Origin of the sequence: Micromonospora sp. NPDC047738 (assembly GCF_040642675.1) — a bacterium.
Lineage (GTDB): Bacteria > Actinomycetota > Actinomycetes > Mycobacteriales > Micromonosporaceae > Micromonospora.
In genome coordinates this window covers 76530-91459 of sequence record NZ_JBEYSO010000020.1, presented here as the reverse complement: position 1 = coordinate 91459, position 14930 = coordinate 76530, and the positions used below count along the sequence as shown (strand labels likewise).

At 73.4% G+C, this 14930-nt stretch carries 15 protein-coding genes; 8 read left to right on the top strand and 7 right to left on the bottom strand.

All coding sequences use genetic code 11. The annotated features are described in order from the left end of the window. Positions 1 to 58: 58 nt before the first annotated feature. Positions 59 to 988: a tRNA (adenine-N1)-methyltransferase gene (locus ABZ783_RS26250; RefSeq protein WP_357442566.1), complete on the bottom strand. Its 930-nt coding sequence runs from the start codon at positions 986 to 988 to the stop codon at positions 59 to 61. 44 nt (positions 989 to 1032) lie between these two features. Further along, a complete protein-coding gene (locus ABZ783_RS26245; protein ID WP_357442563.1) occupies positions 1033 to 2124 on the bottom strand; it encodes a M50 family metallopeptidase in 1092 nt (363 codons plus the stop codon). A 132-nt stretch (positions 2125 to 2256) separates the two neighbouring features. Between ABZ783_RS26245 and ABZ783_RS26240 the strand changes: the two genes are divergently transcribed. From ABZ783_RS26240 to ABZ783_RS26220, 5 genes are all read left to right on the top strand, one after another. Then, positions 2257 to 3165, top strand: coding sequence for a PD-(D/E)XK nuclease family protein (locus tag ABZ783_RS26240; RefSeq protein ID WP_357442462.1), 909 nt, complete (start codon positions 2257 to 2259; stop codon positions 3163 to 3165). A gap of 76 nt (positions 3166 to 3241) precedes the next feature. Next, a complete protein-coding gene (locus tag ABZ783_RS26235; protein WP_357442460.1) occupies positions 3242 to 4435 on the top strand; it encodes a sensor histidine kinase in 1194 nt (397 codons plus the stop codon). Positions 4436 to 4472: 37 nt separating this feature from the next. Next, entirely contained in the window at positions 4473 to 5159 is a 687-nt protein-coding gene (locus ABZ783_RS26230) for a response regulator transcription factor (RefSeq protein ID WP_357442459.1), read from the top strand. Between the two features lie 267 nt (positions 5160 to 5426). Further along, complete coding sequence (locus tag ABZ783_RS26225; protein ID WP_357442457.1) at positions 5427 to 6194, top strand: ABC transporter ATP-binding protein; 768 nt, start codon at positions 5427 to 5429, stop codon at positions 6192 to 6194. Beyond that, the gene (locus tag ABZ783_RS26220) at positions 6194 to 8746 is read left to right on the top strand and encodes an FtsX-like permease family protein (RefSeq protein ID WP_357442454.1); all 2553 of its coding nucleotides are present in this window, start codon (positions 6194 to 6196) and stop codon (positions 8744 to 8746) included. The genes ABZ783_RS26225 and ABZ783_RS26220 overlap by 1 nt, the downstream gene beginning before the upstream one ends. 51 nt (positions 8747 to 8797) lie before the next feature. On the opposite strand, the gene ABZ783_RS26215 is transcribed toward ABZ783_RS26220, so the two are convergent. The 4 genes from ABZ783_RS26215 to ABZ783_RS26200 form a co-directional block, all read right to left on the bottom strand. Then, positions 8798 to 9445, bottom strand: coding sequence for an HAD family phosphatase (locus tag ABZ783_RS26215; protein ID WP_357442561.1), 648 nt, complete (start codon positions 9443 to 9445; stop codon positions 8798 to 8800). A 162-nt stretch (positions 9446 to 9607) separates the two neighbouring features. Then, a complete protein-coding gene (locus ABZ783_RS26210; protein ID WP_357442452.1) occupies positions 9608 to 10480 on the bottom strand; it encodes an alpha/beta hydrolase in 873 nt (290 codons plus the stop codon). A gap of 69 nt (positions 10481 to 10549) precedes the next feature. Next, entirely contained in the window at positions 10550 to 11362 is an 813-nt protein-coding gene (locus ABZ783_RS26205; RefSeq protein ID WP_357442450.1) for a neutral zinc metallopeptidase, read from the bottom strand. A gap of 82 nt (positions 11363 to 11444) precedes the next feature. Further along, a complete protein-coding gene (locus ABZ783_RS26200; protein WP_357442448.1) occupies positions 11445 to 11657 on the bottom strand; it encodes a hypothetical protein in 213 nt (70 codons plus the stop codon). A 182-nt stretch (positions 11658 to 11839) separates the two neighbouring features. Here ABZ783_RS26200 and ABZ783_RS26195 point away from each other — a divergent pair, with 182 nt between their 5' ends. Both ABZ783_RS26195 and ABZ783_RS26190 read left to right on the top strand, forming a co-directional pair. Further along, entirely contained in the window at positions 11840 to 12241 is a 402-nt protein-coding gene (locus ABZ783_RS26195; protein WP_357442446.1) for a YciI family protein, read from the top strand. 3 nt (positions 12242 to 12244) lie between these two features. Next, positions 12245 to 13477 carry a sigma-70 family RNA polymerase sigma factor gene (locus ABZ783_RS26190; protein WP_357442444.1) on the top strand — a complete coding sequence of 411 codons (1233 nt, stop codon included), beginning with the start codon at positions 12245 to 12247 and terminating at the stop codon, positions 13475 to 13477. 108 nt (positions 13478 to 13585) lie between these two features. Here ABZ783_RS26190 and ABZ783_RS26185 read toward each other — a convergent pair whose 3' ends face one another. Further along, positions 13586 to 13762: a hypothetical protein gene (locus tag ABZ783_RS26185; protein WP_357442442.1), complete on the bottom strand. Its 177-nt coding sequence runs from the start codon at positions 13760 to 13762 to the stop codon at positions 13586 to 13588. 319 nt (positions 13763 to 14081) lie between these two features. Between ABZ783_RS26185 and ABZ783_RS26180 the strand changes: the two genes are divergently transcribed. Beyond that, positions 14082 to 14741, top strand: coding sequence for an HNH endonuclease family protein (locus ABZ783_RS26180; RefSeq protein WP_357442440.1), 660 nt, complete (start codon positions 14082 to 14084; stop codon positions 14739 to 14741). Positions 14742 to 14930: the final 189 nt, after the last annotated feature.

Here is a 14930-nt window from a genome sequence, read left to right as displayed (position 1 = left end):
GTCGTCCCCGCCGGGACACATGATCCGCTCGCTCATGCCCGTCCGTGCCGCCGGGGGGTCACGCCTCGCCCGACTCCTGCTCCGGCCCGGCCGCCGCCTGCCGGGCCGCCTCCGCCTCGCGCAGGGCCTGCCGGCGCTGGACGTACGCCTCGGTGCCCTTGCTGGGCTTGCGGCGCCGCGGCGGGGCGGTGACCCCGGGGGCGAGCTTGCGCGCGGAGACCAGGAACGCGGTGTGCGCGATCATGCGGTGGTCGGGACGCACGGCCAGCCCTTCGGCGTGCCAGTCCCGGACCAGGGACTCCCAGGCGCGCGGCTCGGTCCAGCCGCCACGCTCGCGCAGCGCCTCGACCAGCTCGGACAGCTGCGGGGTGGTGGCCACGTACCCGATGAGGACGCCGCCGGGGACGAGCGCCCGCTCGACCATGTCGAGCATCTCCCACGGGGTGAGCATGTCCAGGATGATCCGGTCGAAGCCGGTCTCCGGGCACTCGGCGACGTCGCCGACGTGCAGCCGCCAGGCCGGGTGCGGGCCGTTGAAGAACGCCTCGACGTTCCGCTCGGCGATCTTGGCGAAATCCTCCCGCAGCTCGAACGAGTGCAGCTCGCCCTCGGTACCGACCGCGCGCAGCAGCGAGCAGGACAGCGCGCCGGAGCCGGCGCCGGCCTCGAGGACCTTCGCACCGGGGAAGATGTCGCCCATCATGACGATCTGCGCCGCGTCCTTCGGGTAGATCACCTGGGCGCCGCGCGGCATGGACAGCACGTAGTCCGACAGCAGCGGCCGCAGGGCCAGGAACGCGGTGCCGCCGCCCGCGGTGGTGACCACACTGCCGTCGGGCAGACCGATCAGCGTGTCGTGCTTGAGGATCCCCCGGTGGGTGTGGAATTCCTTGCCGGGCTCCAGCGTCACGGTGTGCATCCGGCCCTTCGGGTCGGTCAGCTGCACCCGGTCACCGGGCCGGAACGGCCCCCGGTGCACGGGAGGCAGCGCCGCGGCGGCGGGGTCGGCCGGGACGGCGGAGGAATGTGCGGTCACGTGTTCGTCTTCCGTTTGGGTTCCAGGAGCTGAGCCAGATCCGCGATGTGCAGAACGCCGACGACATCTTCGCCTGCCGTCACCACGTACTGTGCGCCCGGGTGGGTGCGCACGATCTCCATCACGCGTTCGCCGTCCGCGCCCACCGGCAGGGCGGGCAGGGAGTCCAGGTCGCGGGAGACCGCGTCCACCGCCAGCCAGGGCTGCCGTTCCGGCGGTACGGCGGCGGCCCGGGCCGGGTCGACCAGGGCGACCGGCCGGCCGGCGGAGTCGACGACGGTGAGTGCCGCGTCGGGAACCGGTCCCTCGGCGCGGCGGCGCTGCGCCTCCGCGAGGGGGGTGCCGCGGGGCACGGGCAGCACCGGGCGGGCCAGCCGGGACAGGTCGACCAGCGGCAGGCGCCGGCTGATCCGGGCCATCCGGATGGACTGCCCGGCGCCGCGCCACAGGGTGACGGCGACCAGCAGCATCAGCGGCAGGGCCAGCGGCGCGATCGCCCGGCGCAGGGTGAGCAGGACGACCACGGCCATGGTGGCGACGGCCACGGCCCGGCCGACCCAGCCGGCCACCTCGGTGCCGCGGTGCCGGTCCTGGGTGAGTGCCCAGACGGCGGCGCGCAGCGCCCGCCCGCCGTCCAGCGGCAGTCCGGGCAGGCTGTTGAACACCGCGACGATCACGTTGCTGACCGCCAACTGGAAGGCGAGCTGGTGGGCGATGGTGCCGGCGGGCAGCGCGAGGGTGGCCGCCACGGCGGCGGCGCCGAGCACCGCGGACACGGCCGGGCCGGCGAGGGAGACCAGCAGGTCGACTCGGGGGCTGGGGGCGTCCCGGTCCATCTCGGTGTACCCGCCGAGCAGTTCCAGGGTGATCCCGCGCACACCGATGCCGTACCGGCGGGCGGTCAGGGCGTGCCCGAGCTCGTGCAGCAGCACCGAACCGAGCAGGGAGACCACGAAGCCCAGGCCGACCAGCCAGCCGCCGAGGTGACCCACCTCGAGCTGCCGGCGGGCCAGGCTGGCGTACAGGACGGTGACGACCAGGGTGAGCAGGAGCATCGAGGCGTCCACGCGCAGCGGCACCCCGAACACCCGACCGATGGTCAGCCCGGGCCGGCGGGGTGGTCGGGACCTGTGCTCCACCGGGTCGATGCTACGCGGCGCCGATCATGCCCCGGTGCGGCGACGTCGGCCCTGTCACACCGGTGCCCTAACCTTCCGGGCATGACGGCGGAACCGGTGATCGACACGCACGACTCCCCGGCGGGGGCGCCATCCACGGTGCGGGCGTCGCTGTCGCCGTCGCGGGCGGCGGATTTCAAGACCTGCCCGCTGCTCTACCGGTTCCGCAGCATCGACCGGCTGCCCGAGCGTCCCACCGTCGAGCAGGCCCGGGGCACGCTGGTGCACGCGGTGCTGGAGCGGCTGTTCGACCTGCCGGCGGCGGCGCGTACCCCGCAATCGGCCGGTGACCTGGTCGCCCCGCAGTGGGACCGGCTGGTCACCGAGCAGCCGGAGCTGGCGACGCTGTTCGCCGCGGACGACACGGCGGGGGCGGCGGAATTCCTCCGTTCGGCCGCGGCGCTGCTGCAGGGCTACTTCGCGGTGGAGGACCCGCGCCGGCTGGAGCCGGCCGAGCGGGAGGCGTTGATCTCCGCGGTGGTCGACGATGAGCTGCTGATCCGCGGCTACCTGGACCGGCTCGACGTGGCTCCCGACGGCGCGTTGCGGGTGGTCGACTACAAGACCGGCGGGGCACCGCGGGAGGCGTTCGAGGCGCGGGCGCTGTTCCAGCTCAAGTTCTACGCCCTGGTGCTGTGGCGGACCCGCGGCGTGGTGCCGCGCGTGCTGCGGCTGCTCTACCTCAGAGACGCCGAGGTGTGCGACTACACCCCGGACGCGGAGGAGCTGCTCCGGTTCGAGCGCACGGTGGTGGCGCTCTGGCAGGCGATCGAGCAGGCCACCGCGCGGCAGGATTTCCGCCCGCGGCCGAGTCGGCTCTGCGACTGGTGCAGCCACCAGGCGCTGTGCCCCAGCTTCGGCGGGACCCCGCCGCCGTTCCCGGCCGCCGGCGCGGGTGACCCGCTGACCGACGCCCGGTCCCGGCCGGTCGCCCCCGGAGCGGACGAGTGACCCTCCTTCTCACGGAGGAGGCAGGGTTCGGCATCGGCGACGAGGGGGCGCGCCGGGCGGCGGTTAGCGTCGTGGCATGACCAACCGGGTGCGGGCCTGGGCCCGCCGTCGACCGCTGGCCGTCGACGCCGGCACGGCGGTCGCCCTGGTGCTGCTCTCCACGGTGTTGCTGCTGCTGGCGCCGCCCGAGCTGCGGCCCGCGCAGCTGTGGACGGCGCTGGGCTGGAACGCGGTGGGTGCGGTCCCGGTGGCGCTGCGCCGGGTCGCGCCGTGGCCGGCGGTGGCCGCGGCGGTGGCCACCCTGGCCGTGCCGGTGCTGCTGCGGCAGGCGCCGGCCACCCAGAGCCTGACCTTCGTCGTGCTCACCTACACGATGGCCGCGCACCAGCGGCCGCGCCCGGCCACCCTGGCCGCGCTGCTGCTGTGGGTGCCGGTGGTGCTGGCCAACCTCGCCGCGCCGCTGAAGGGCGTGCTCGACATGGGCCCTGCGTACCTGGTCCTCAACAACCTGCTCACCGCGTCGGTGGCGTACGCGGTGGGCCGGGCGGTGCAGGCGCGCCGGCAGTCCACCCGGATGCTGCGCGAACGGGCCCGGATCGCCGAGGCGAACCAGCGGTCCCTCGCCGAGCAGGCCGTCGCCGACGAGCGGCGCCGGATCGCCCGGGAGCTGCACGACGTGGTCGCCCACCAGGTCAGCGTGATGGGGGTGCTGGCCACCGGGGCGCGCCGGGTGCTGCGCCGGGACCCGGACGCCGCGGACGAGGCGATGGCCACGGTCGAGGAGACCGGGCGGGCCACCCTGCGCGAGCTGCGCCGGCTGCTGGACGTGCTGCGCACCGACGCCGAACCGACCGCCGACCTGACCCCGCAGCCGGGCCTGACCGGCATCGAGGCCCTCGTCGAGCAGGTCCGGGAGGCGGGCCTGCCGGTGACGCTGCGGATCGACGGCACGCCGGGGCCGATGGAGGAGGGCGTGGCGCTGACCGTCTACCGGATCGTGCAGGAGGCCCTGACCAACGCGCTCAAGCATGCCGGCCGGGCCACCGCGCTGGTCCAGCTCACCGTCGCCGACGGCGTCCTGGCGGTGGAGGTCACCGACACCGGCCGGGGCCCGGCGCCGGCGGCCGACCGGATCGGGCACGGGCTGGTCGGCATGCGGGAACGGGTCGCCCTCTACGGTGGGATCCTGCGGACCGGTCCGCGACCGGGCGGCGGCTTCCGGGTGTACGCGCGGATCCCGCTCGAGTCCGCCGGGGCGGTACCGGCATGACCGTTCCCGGCCCGGCCGGCACGACGAGGGATGACGGATGACCGACAGCACGGCGCAGCCACGACCGGTGCGGATCCTGCTCGCCGACGACCAGCCGCTGCTGCGTACCGGCTTCCGGATGGTGCTCGGCACCGAGGACGACCTGGACATCGTGGCCGAGGCCGGCGACGGGCTGGAGGCGGTGGAGCTGTCCCGCCGGCTGCTGCCCGACGTGGTGCTGATGGACATCCGGATGCCGCGGATGGACGGGGTGGCGGCGACCCGGGCGATCGTGGACGCCCGGCTGCCGGTGCGCGTGCTCATCCTCACCACCTTCGACCTGGACGAGTACGTGGTCGGCGCGTTGCGGGCCGGGGCGAGCGGCTTCCTGGCCAAGGACGTACCGGCGGAGGATCTGGTCACCGCGATCCGGACGGTGGCCGCCGGGGAGGCGGTGGTGGCACCCCGGATCCTGCGGCGGCTGCTGGACCGCTTCGCCGACGCGCTGCCCGACCCGGCGGCCGCCCCGCCGAAGGCCCTCAACTCGCTGACCGAGCGCGAGCGGGAGGTGCTGGTGCAGATGGCCCGCGGGCTGTCCAACGCGGAGATCGCCCGGGCCCTGTCGGTCAGCGAAACCACCATCAAGACCCACGTCGGGCACGTGCTGACCAAACTGGGGCTGCGGGACCGGGTGCAGGCGGTGGTGCTGGCGTACGAGACGGGGCTGGTGCGCCCGGGCGGCTGAGTGTTCCGACCGGGTGGCGACCGTCACCTACCGTGACCATCGTCCGGCCGGCAGGGTTGAGCGTGACGTGGCGTCAGGTCCTATCGTCGGCGCCGCCGGATCAGGGGTGACCCTGAGCCGGTCTCGGGGGCGACCCTCAGCGGGATTTCCGGCGCCGGCTCCCCCCGGAGTCGGACGGATCCGCCACCGGCGGCACCGAGGATGGAACTGCCGCACTGACCAGCGGGGGCGGTGCGGATCGGCAGGCAGACGGAAGAGGTAGATGACGTGACCGCGATGGTAGGCCGGCAGGCGCAGGCCGCGGCCCGGGCCAGCGACGTGTGGAAGGTGTACGGCAGCGGCGAGGCGCAGGTCATCGCGCTGCGGGGGGTGAGCGCCGAGTTCGAGCGGGGCCGGTTCACCGCGATCATGGGCCCGTCCGGCTCCGGCAAGTCGACGCTGATGCACTGCCTGGCCGGCCTGGACTCGGTGACCAGGGGCACGGTCGCGATCGGCGACACGACGGTGACCGGCCTCAACGACGCCGGGCTGACGAAGCTGCGCCGCGACAAGGTGGGCTTCATCTTCCAGCAGTTCAACCTGCTGCCCACGCTCACCGCGCAGGAGAACATCCTGCTGCCGTTGTCGATCGCCGGCCGCAAGCCGGACCCGGCCTGGTACCAGACGGTGATCGACACGGTCGGCCTGCGGGACCGGCTCGGGCACCGGCCGGCGCAGCTTTCCGGCGGCCAGCAGCAGCGGGTGGCGTGCGCCCGGGCGCTGGTCGCCCGCCCCGAGGTGATCTTCGCCGACGAGCCGACCGGCAACCTGGACTCCCGCTCGGGCGCCGAGGTGCTGAACTTCCTGCGCAACTCGGTCCGCGAGCACGGCCAGACCATCGTGATGGTGACCCACGACCCGACCGCCGCCGCGTACGCCGACCGGGTGGTGTTCCTCGCCGACGGGCAGATCGTCTCGGAGTTGATCGAGCCGACCGCCGACACCGTGCTGGACACGATGAAGAAGCTCGACACCCCGGCCGAGGTGAACGGCTGATGATCCGGGCCACACTGAAGAGCCTGCTGGCCCGGAAGCTGCGGCTGTTCCTCTCCGGCCTGGCGGTCGTGCTGGGGGTGATGTTCGTCTCCGGCGCGTTCGTGCTGACCGACACCCTCGGCCGCACCTTCGACGCGATCTTCGCCGACGCGTACGAGGGGGTGGACGTCAACGTCGCCGCCAAGCCGAAGATCGCGGTGTCGGAGATGGAGGGCGAGCAGACGGCGGCGCCGGTGCCGGCGGCGACGGTGGACAAGGTCCGCGCGGTGCCCGGGGTGGCCACGGCCACCGGCGTGGTCGCCGCCGACGGGGCCCGCCTGATCGGCAGCAACGGCAAGGCGGTCGCCTCGTTCGGCCCGCCGCAGCTGGGCGAGAACTGGACCGGCGAGTCCGAGCAGCTGCGACTGCGCGAGGGGCACGAGCCGCGCGCCGACGACGAGATCGTCATCAACCAGGGCCTGGCGACCGCGGGCAAGGTGAAGCTCGGCGACCGGGTCGGGGTGCTCACCCCCCTCGAGCCGAAGCAGGACTTCACCATCGTCGGAATCTTCGGTTACAGCGGCGGCCGCGACTCGATCGGCGGCAGCAACGAGATCATGTTCACCACCCCGACGGCACAGCGGCTGATGCTGGGCGAGCCGAACACCTTCAACAGCGTGACGGTCAAGGCCGCCGGCGGGGTCACCGACGAGTCGCTGCGCGACGCGGTGGCCGCCGCCGTGGGTGACGGATACGTGGTCAAGACCGGCGAGCAGCTGTCCACCGAGGCCGCGCAGGGCTTCAAGGAGGCGCTGTCCTTCTTCAACCGGATCCTGCTCGGCTTCGCGGCGGTGGCGCTGCTGGTCGGCACGTTCCTGATCCTCAACACCTTCTCGATCATCGTCGCGCAGCGGACCCGGGAGCTGGCCCTGATGCGGGCCGTCGGGGCGAGCCGCCGGCAGATCATCGGCTCGGTGGTGCTGGAGGCCATCGCGGTGGGCCTGATCGCCTCGGTGTTCGGCCTGGCCGCCGGCATCGGCATCGGCGCGCTGCTGGCGTGGGCGTTCGGCAACCTGGCCGGCGGGCTCACCCTGGCCGGAATCGGCGTACCGGCGGCGGCGGTGATCGGCGCGTTCGCCGTCGGCCTGGTGATCACCGTGGTGGCGGCGCTGCTGCCGGCGCTGCGCGCGTCCCGGATCCCGCCGATCGCGGCGATGCAGGACGTGGCCACCCCCGACCGGCCGCTGACCCGGATCACGGTGGCCGGCGCGCTGGTCACCGCGGTCGGCGCCGCGCTGCTCTTCCTCGGGCTCAGCGGCAACGCCGGCGGCAACACCCTGGCCACCATCCTGGGCGGCGTGCTCTTCGCCTTCATCGGCGTGGCGCTGCTGACCCCGTTGATCAGCCGCCCGGTGGTCTCCCTGCTGGGCGCGATCTTCGCCTGGTCGGTGCCGGGGAAGCTGGGGCGGCTCAACTCCGGGCGCAACCCCCGCCGTACGGCGATCACGGCCGCCGCGCTGATGGTCGGCATCGCCCTGGTCACCGGGGTCACGGTGATCCTCGACTCGGCGAAGGGCAGCATCAGCGCCCTGGCGAAGGACACCATCAAGGCCGAGCTGGTGATCGCCGGATCGCAGAGCGGCCCACGACCGCCGAGCTTCGACCCGGCGGTGCTGGACAAGGCGGCCGCGCTGCCCGGCGTGCAGCTGGTCGACGGCGAGTACGGCGACATGGCCATGGTCAACGGCCAACGGACCTGGGTGGCCGCGTCCAGCAACGTGGCCGCGCTGGAGCGCATCTTCGGGGCGAAGCCCACCGCCGGTGACATCAGCCGGCTGGGCCCGGACCAGATGCTGTTCAGCTCCGACACCGCCAAGTCCCGCGGTGTCTCGGTCGGCTCGACCGTGAACGTGCAGCTGTCCCGCGGCGAGGCCCGCAGCTACACGGTCAGCGGCATCTACCAGAGCTCACAGTTCACCAACCCAGTGGTGCTGCCGCCGCAGGCGGCCCGCGACTTCGCCATCCCGCAGCCGATCCAGGGCTACCTGCAACTCGCCCCGGGCACCCGGGTGGCCGACGTCCAGCCGCAGGTGGAACGGCTGCTCGCGGACTCCCCCGAGGTGTCGGTGGCCGACCGGGACGCGTTCATCAAGCAGCAGACCGGCTCGCTCGACGGGCTGCTCCAGATGATCCAGATCCTGCTGGCGCTGGCCATCGTGATCGCGGTGCTCGGCATCGTGAACACCCTGGCGCTGTCCGTGCTGGAACGCACCCGGGAACTGGGGCTGCTGCGGGCGATCGGGCTACGCCGAGCGCAGACCATGCGCATGATCACCGTAGAGGCGGTGGTGATCTCGGTGTTCGGCGCGCTGCTGGGCGTCGTCGTCGGCAGCGGCCTCGGCGCCGCCGTGGTCCGGGCGCTGAAGGACGAGGGGATCAACGACCTGATCCTGCCCTGGGGTCAGATCGGGGTGATGCTCGGCCTGGCCGCGATCATCGGGGTGGTCGCCGCGGTCCTGCCGGCGATCCGGGCCGCCCGGATCAACGTGCTGGGCGCCATCGCCCACGAGTGAGCCCACCCGGAGGGCCCCCTGCCCGGCAGGGGGCCCTCCGCCGGGTCCGGATCAGACCGGCGGTTCGCCGAGCAGCGCCGCGAGCAGCTCCAGGTCCGCCCCGGTCAGGCTCTCCAACTGGTGTACGCCGTCGGTCTGCGGCAGCGGCACCTCCGCCGGCACGGCCAGCACGGCCGCCCCGGCGGCCAGCGCGCTGGCCACCCCGGTCGCGGAGTCCTCGATCGCCACGCACCGCGCGATCGGCACGCCGAGCAGCCGCGCGGCGGTCAGGTACGGCTCCGGGTGCGGCTTGACCGAGTCCACCTCGTCACCGCAGACCACCGCGTCGAAGCTGTCCCGGCCGAGGGTGTCCATGGCCACCTCGACCAACGGCCGGACGCTGGAGGTGACCAGCGCGGTGGGGATCCCCGCCGCGCGGACCGCGCGCAGCAGCGCCAGCGCACCCGGGCGCCACTGCAGCCCGCTGCGGAACAGCTCCAGGATCCGCGCGTTGATCCACTCGGCGCTGGCCTGCGGGTCCCGCTCCGGCTGACCGAGGTCGTCGTGCAGGATCCGCATCGACGCGGCCATGCTGGTGCCGACCATGCTCTTGCGGGCGGTGTCGGAGAGGGTCCCCCCGTACACGGCCGCGAGTTCCTGCAACGCGACGTCCCACAGCTTCTCGCTGTCGACCAGGGTGCCGTCCATGTCGAAGAGCACGGCGGCGGGGTGCTTGCTGCTCAGCGGGGGCCTCCTCGGGTCGGACGGCGGCTGGCCTCGATCCTGCCAACCCGGCGCCCGGAGCAGCGATCCGGGCCGGCCGCGGGTGATCCGGATGACGCGGGCCGGAGCCACCGGCCTGTCCGAGGTAGCGCGAACGGGCTACGGGTGCACGCGGCCGAGAAAGTCACGCATCAGGGACACCACCTCGGCGAGGTGCGTCTCCAGCAGCCAGTGCCCACCGTCGAGCAGGTGCAGTTCCGCGTCCGGCAGGTCCCGCAGGTAGGCACGCGCGGCGCCCTCCGGCATGTATCCGTCGTGCGGCCCCCAGACGACGAGGGTGGGTGGCTGGTGCTCCCGCAGATACGCCTGCTGGCGCGGGAACCACTGCACGGTGGTGCGCTGGTCGGCGAGCAGGCGTATGAGGTTCGCCGGCCCGGGCGGCCGGCCCACCTGAGCCCAGGACAGCGTCCACAGGTCGGGACTGATCCGTTCGGCGATCTCCTCGGGCACCTCGCCGATGAACTCGTCGCGAAAGCCCTGCTCGGAGACGTGCGCGGCCACTTCGGCCAGGGCGGCCGGGCTGGGATCGGCCCACATCTTCTTCAGCGGCGCGTACTTCGGCCCGTGCTGGTCCTCGTAGATGTCGCCGTTCTGGATCACCAGCGCGGCCACCCGTTCCGGCGCGCTGATGGCCAGCCGCAGCCCGAACTGTGAGCCGAAGTCGTGCAGATAGATCGCGTAGCGCCGCAGGCCGAGCGCGTCGGTGAAGCGGCGCAGGAAGCTGGCGTACGCGTCGAAGGTGAAAGGGAAGCCGTCGGCATCGGCCCGGGTGTATCCGAAGCCCGGCAGGTCGGGGGCGAGCAGACGCCACCGGTCGCCGAGCGCCGGCATGAGGTTGCGGAACTGGAAGGACGACGACGGGTAGCCGTGCGGGAGCAGCACCACGGGACCGTCCGCCGGCCCGGCTTCCCGGTAGAAGGTACGGATGCCGTTGACGTCGACCGTGCGGTGCGCGACGGGGACGGCGCTCATTCCGGCTGTGTACCCCCCGTCGGACCCGGACAAACCCGGCACAGTCCGGGTGCCCCTCGCCGAACCCGTTCAGCCGAGACCGCAGGCGTCGAGGGAGTTCTCGTAGCCGCGGAAGAACGAGTCGGTGCGCTGCTCGGCGGTGCCGTGCGAGCCCTCGGCGAACCACGGCTGATCCGGATCGTCACCGACCGCCAGCAGCCCCTCCCGGAACTCGTCCAGGTCACCCTCGTCCAGGGTCAGCGTCCCGGAGCGCACGTTGTCCCCAAGGTACGCCCCGGCCATGCAGTCCGCCTGCAACTCCTGCTGGATGGTGAAGTCGTAGCGGATGCCGAGGCGGACCTGCACGCCGTGGGCGTACTCGTGGCCGAGCAGATAGAACAGGAACGCGTCACCGACCTGCCGGAACGCCGACACCGACCACTGCACGTCGTAGGCGATGAAGTCCCCGGCCGAGCAGTAGACCGCGTTGTTGCGCGGCACCGCCGCACCGCCGCAGGACACCTCGCCCGCCCTGGTGTACGGCACCACCCGCCGAATCGGCTGGAACCGCCGCCCGGAGGCCCTGAACTCGGCCGTCCAGTAGCGCTCGGCGATGCCCACGGCGTCGCGGAAGTCCTGCTCGAACTCCGCCACACCGGTGGTGCCGTCCGCCCGGGTGGTCTGCGCCCCCGGAGAGGCCGGCGCTCCGCTCTGCCGCGGGCCGGGCTGCCGCGGCTCCCCCTGGTCGCCCCCGCCGACCATGCAGCCGGCCGCCACCACCGCGGCCACCAGAAGCCCGGCCAACGGTCCCCGACGTCGACCTGCCGCCTGCTGCCCCACCCTCGCCTCCCCAGCTGAGTCCCGGGACGCGCAGTACCCCGACCGCGCGCCGATGATGCCCACCCCGTGAGCTACGCCCCCCGCCGGCGACCGTTCAGCCCGGCGTACACCAGCAACGCCTGCTGCGGGTCGAACTGGACCACGTTCAGCCGGTGAAGCCGTGGCCGCCCCGGTTCCACGCGTCGCTCTGCGCGTGCTCCCGCTCGGCCGCCCGCCGATGACGCTCCGCCCGCGCCGCCCGCACCACCGCCGGGTCATCGTCGGCGCTGCGGCGGCGCCGGTCCCGCCAGCCGACGTACGCCAACAACGCCGCCACCAATGCCGCCACCGCCCCCAGGGTCACCAACACCGCCGTCATGACCGCCACGGTAGGACGGCCGCGCCCGTCAACGCTGCCCTGTGCGGGGCCGAACCAATCGGCGGCTCTGCTGATCCGGCCGGCCGGGTTCACCCGCCCCTAGGCTGGTGTCCGGGGCGACGCCCCAGCTCCGACGTCCCGGGTGACCGGCGCCCGCGAGGCGCCTCCCGAGAGGAGATACCGTGAAGTACCTGATCATGCTCTACGGCAGCCAGCAGGACTACGACACCCTGGCCGGGCGGCCGGGCGACCGGCCGCCGATGAGCCCCGAGCAGATCGCGGCGATGCACGCCCACATGGTGAGCATCCACAAGGAGCTGGCCGAGTCCGGGGAACTGGTCGACGCGCAGGGGCTGACCGCCCCGGTGCACGCCCGCCGGGTCCGGCTGCGCGGCGGTGCGCCCGTGGTCACCGACGGCCCGTACGCGGAGACGCAGGAGGTCCTCGCCGGCTACACCCTGGTCGAGTGCGCCAGCTTCGACCGGGCCACCGAGATCGCCGCCCGGTTCGTCAACCCCGACGGCGAGGGCGAGTACGTCGACGTGCGCCCGATCGTGGACGGCTTCGAGGACCTTCAGGGCTGACCGGTGGCCGACGACACCGTCGAGGACCTGCTGCGCGCCCTGGCACCGCAGGTCCTCGGCGCGCTCGTACGCCGGTACGGGCACTTCGACACCGCCGAGGACGCCACCCAGGAGGCGCTGCTCGCCGCCGCCACCCGCTGGCCCGGCTCCGGCCTGCCCGACGACCCGAAGGCGTGGCTGATCACGGTCGCGTCCCGCCGGCTGACCGACCTGCTCCGCGCCGAACAGGCCCGGCGCCGCCGCGAGGACAGCGTCGCCCGCCAGGTCCCGGCCGACCGGTGGCTGGCACCGCCCGCCGACCGGCCGTCGGATGACGCCGACGACTCGCTGATCCTGCTCTTCCTGTGCTGCCACCCGTCGCTGCCGCCGGCCGGGCAGATCGCACTCACCCTGCGGGCGGTCGGCGGGCTCAGCACCGCCGAGGTGGCCCGGGCGTTCCTGGTGCCGGAGGCCACCATGACCCGGCGGATCACCCGGGCCAAGCAGCGCATCCGGGACAGCGGGCTGCCGTTCGCCCTGCCCGCCGGGCAGGAACGGGCCGCCCGGCTCGACGCCGTGCTGCACGTGCTCTACCTGATCTTCAACGAGGGGTACGCGAGCACGGCCGGCGAGCAGCTGCACCGCACCGATCTGCGCGCCGAGGCGATCCGGCTGGCCCGGCTGCTGCACCGCCTCACCGACGATCCGGAGGCGACCGGGCTGCTGGCGTTGATGCTGCTCACCGACGCGCGTACCCCGGCGCGCACCGGGCCGGACGGCACGCTGGTGCCGATGGCCGAGCAGGACCGGCGCCGCTGGCGCGGTGAGCAGATCGCCGAGGGGACCCGTCTGGTCGGCGCGGCGCTGCCCCGGGGCGCGGTCGGGGCGTACCAACTCCAGGCGGCGATCGCCGCCCTGCACGACGAGGCGCCCAGCGTCGCGGCCACCGACTGGCCGCAGATCGTCGCCCTGTACGAGATGCTGCTGGCCCTGCACGACAACCCGGTGGTCCGGCTCAACCACGCGGTCGCGGTGGCCATGGCCCGCGGGCCCCGGGCCGGGCTGGCGCTGCTCGACGCGCTCGACGCCGATCGCCGGGTCGCCGAGGACCCCCGCCGGTACGCCGCCCGCGCGCACCTGCTCGAACTGGCCGGGGAGACGGACGCGGCGCGGCAGGCGTACCTGGCGGCGGCCCGCCGCTCGATGAACCTGGCCCAGCAGCGCTACCTGCACGCCCGCGCCGCCCGGCTGGGCTGACCGAAGGTCGCCGTACCCCTCCGGGAACCTGTCCGACCCGACCGGCCGGCGGCGGATCACGCGCCGCCAGGTCGGCGGTCATCCGCCGACCTGGGGTGCGGCCCGGTCTCAGTCGAGGCCGCGCATGATGTGTGGCTCTCCGTCGTCGTCGCCGAAACAGCGGTGCAGCACCTGGGCCTGGGCCCACAGGTCGAGGCTGCTCGGCGGTTCCTCGGGAGAGTCGGCTGGCACGCCGACGATCGTGGGCGTGGCCGGCCGAACCTTGACTGGCGTTTCGTCGGCCATCGTCGTCCCCTTCCCTCGTCACCTTATCCTCGCCAGGGCCTCCCGGCGCCCGCATCTTTCGGCCTGTTCAGGTGTCCGAGCGTTCAAGTCCGCATACCCTCGGCCGGCTGTTCGACACCGGGACACGGCGGCCGCCCCGGCCAGCCTCCGCGCGGACGGTGGAGGGCGGTTGGAGCCGCGGTCGACCCGGCGGCTTCCACGATGGGCGCGGCGGGCAGGGTACGCCCGACGCTCATCCGCCGTTCACGGAAATTGATCTAGACCGTTACTTCCATGCGTGTCTATATAGAGGCAGTCATTCCCCTCCGGACGGAGCATCATGAACCGCACCCTGCGCGCGGCGGCCATCAGCCTCGTCGCGACCGTGGCCGCCACCCTCGGCCTCACCCAGCCCGCCTGGGCGGCCAGCTACTCGGCGCCGCTCACCACCGCGGTGGCCAGCCTCCCGGTCGCCACCGAGGTCCGCACCGGCTACAACCGCGACCTGTTCCCCCACTGGATCGACGCCGACGGCAACGGCTGCAACACCCGCAACGAGGTCCTCATCGCCGAGGCCACCACCAAGCCCACCAAGGGCTCAGGCTGCTCCCTGTCCGGCGGCCGCTGGTACTCCTACTACGACAACGCATACTGGACCCTCACCAGCGACCTCGACATCGACCACATGGTCCCCCTCGCCGAGGCCTGGGACTCCGGCGCCCGCAACTGGACCACCAGCCGCCGCCAGGCGTACGCCAACGACCTCGGCGACTCCCGCGCCCTGGCCGCCGTGACCGACAACGTCAACCAGGCCAAGGGCGACCAGGACCCGGCGACCTGGATGCCTCCGTACGCCTCCGCCCGCTGCCGGTACATCAACGAGTGGGTCGCCGTGAAGATCCGCTGGCGGCTGACCGTCGACAGCGCGGAGAAGAGCGCCCTGACCAGCTGGGCGAACAGCTGCCCCAACAGCACCATCTCGGTCACCTACGCGTACTGACCGCGTCGCTTGCGGGCCGGCCCACCCACGGGCCGGCCCGTCAGGCGGTCCAACCGAGCCACGCGCCACCGGCCGAGACCACCGCCAGCCAGATCAGCACCGCCGCCAACGGCACCAACGGCACGAACACCGGCCGCCGACGCAGCAGCCGGATCGCCACCGCCAGGAGCACCACCCAGACCACCAGCA

Coding starts and splice junctions, on each gene's coding strand:
- ABZ783_RS26180 (WP_357442440.1), top strand. CDS start 14,082: ATGAACCGCACCCTGCGCGCGGCGGCCATCAGCCTCGTCGCGACCGTG.
- ABZ783_RS26210 (WP_357442452.1), bottom strand. CDS start 10,480: ATGAGCGCCGTCCCCGTCGCGCACCGCACGGTCGACGTCAACGGCATC.
- ABZ783_RS26235 (WP_357442460.1), top strand. CDS start 3,242: ATGACCAACCGGGTGCGGGCCTGGGCCCGCCGTCGACCGCTGGCCGTC.
- ABZ783_RS26230 (WP_357442459.1), top strand. CDS start 4,473: ATGACCGACAGCACGGCGCAGCCACGACCGGTGCGGATCCTGCTCGCC.
- ABZ783_RS26220 (WP_357442454.1), top strand. CDS start 6,194: ATGATCCGGGCCACACTGAAGAGCCTGCTGGCCCGGAAGCTGCGGCTG.
- ABZ783_RS26240 (WP_357442462.1), top strand. CDS start 2,257: ATGACGGCGGAACCGGTGATCGACACGCACGACTCCCCGGCGGGGGCG.
- ABZ783_RS26185 (WP_357442442.1), bottom strand. CDS start 13,762: ATGGCCGACGAAACGCCAGTCAAGGTTCGGCCGGCCACGCCCACGATC.
- ABZ783_RS26200 (WP_357442448.1), bottom strand. CDS start 11,657: ATGACGGCGGTGTTGGTGACCCTGGGGGCGGTGGCGGCATTGGTGGCG.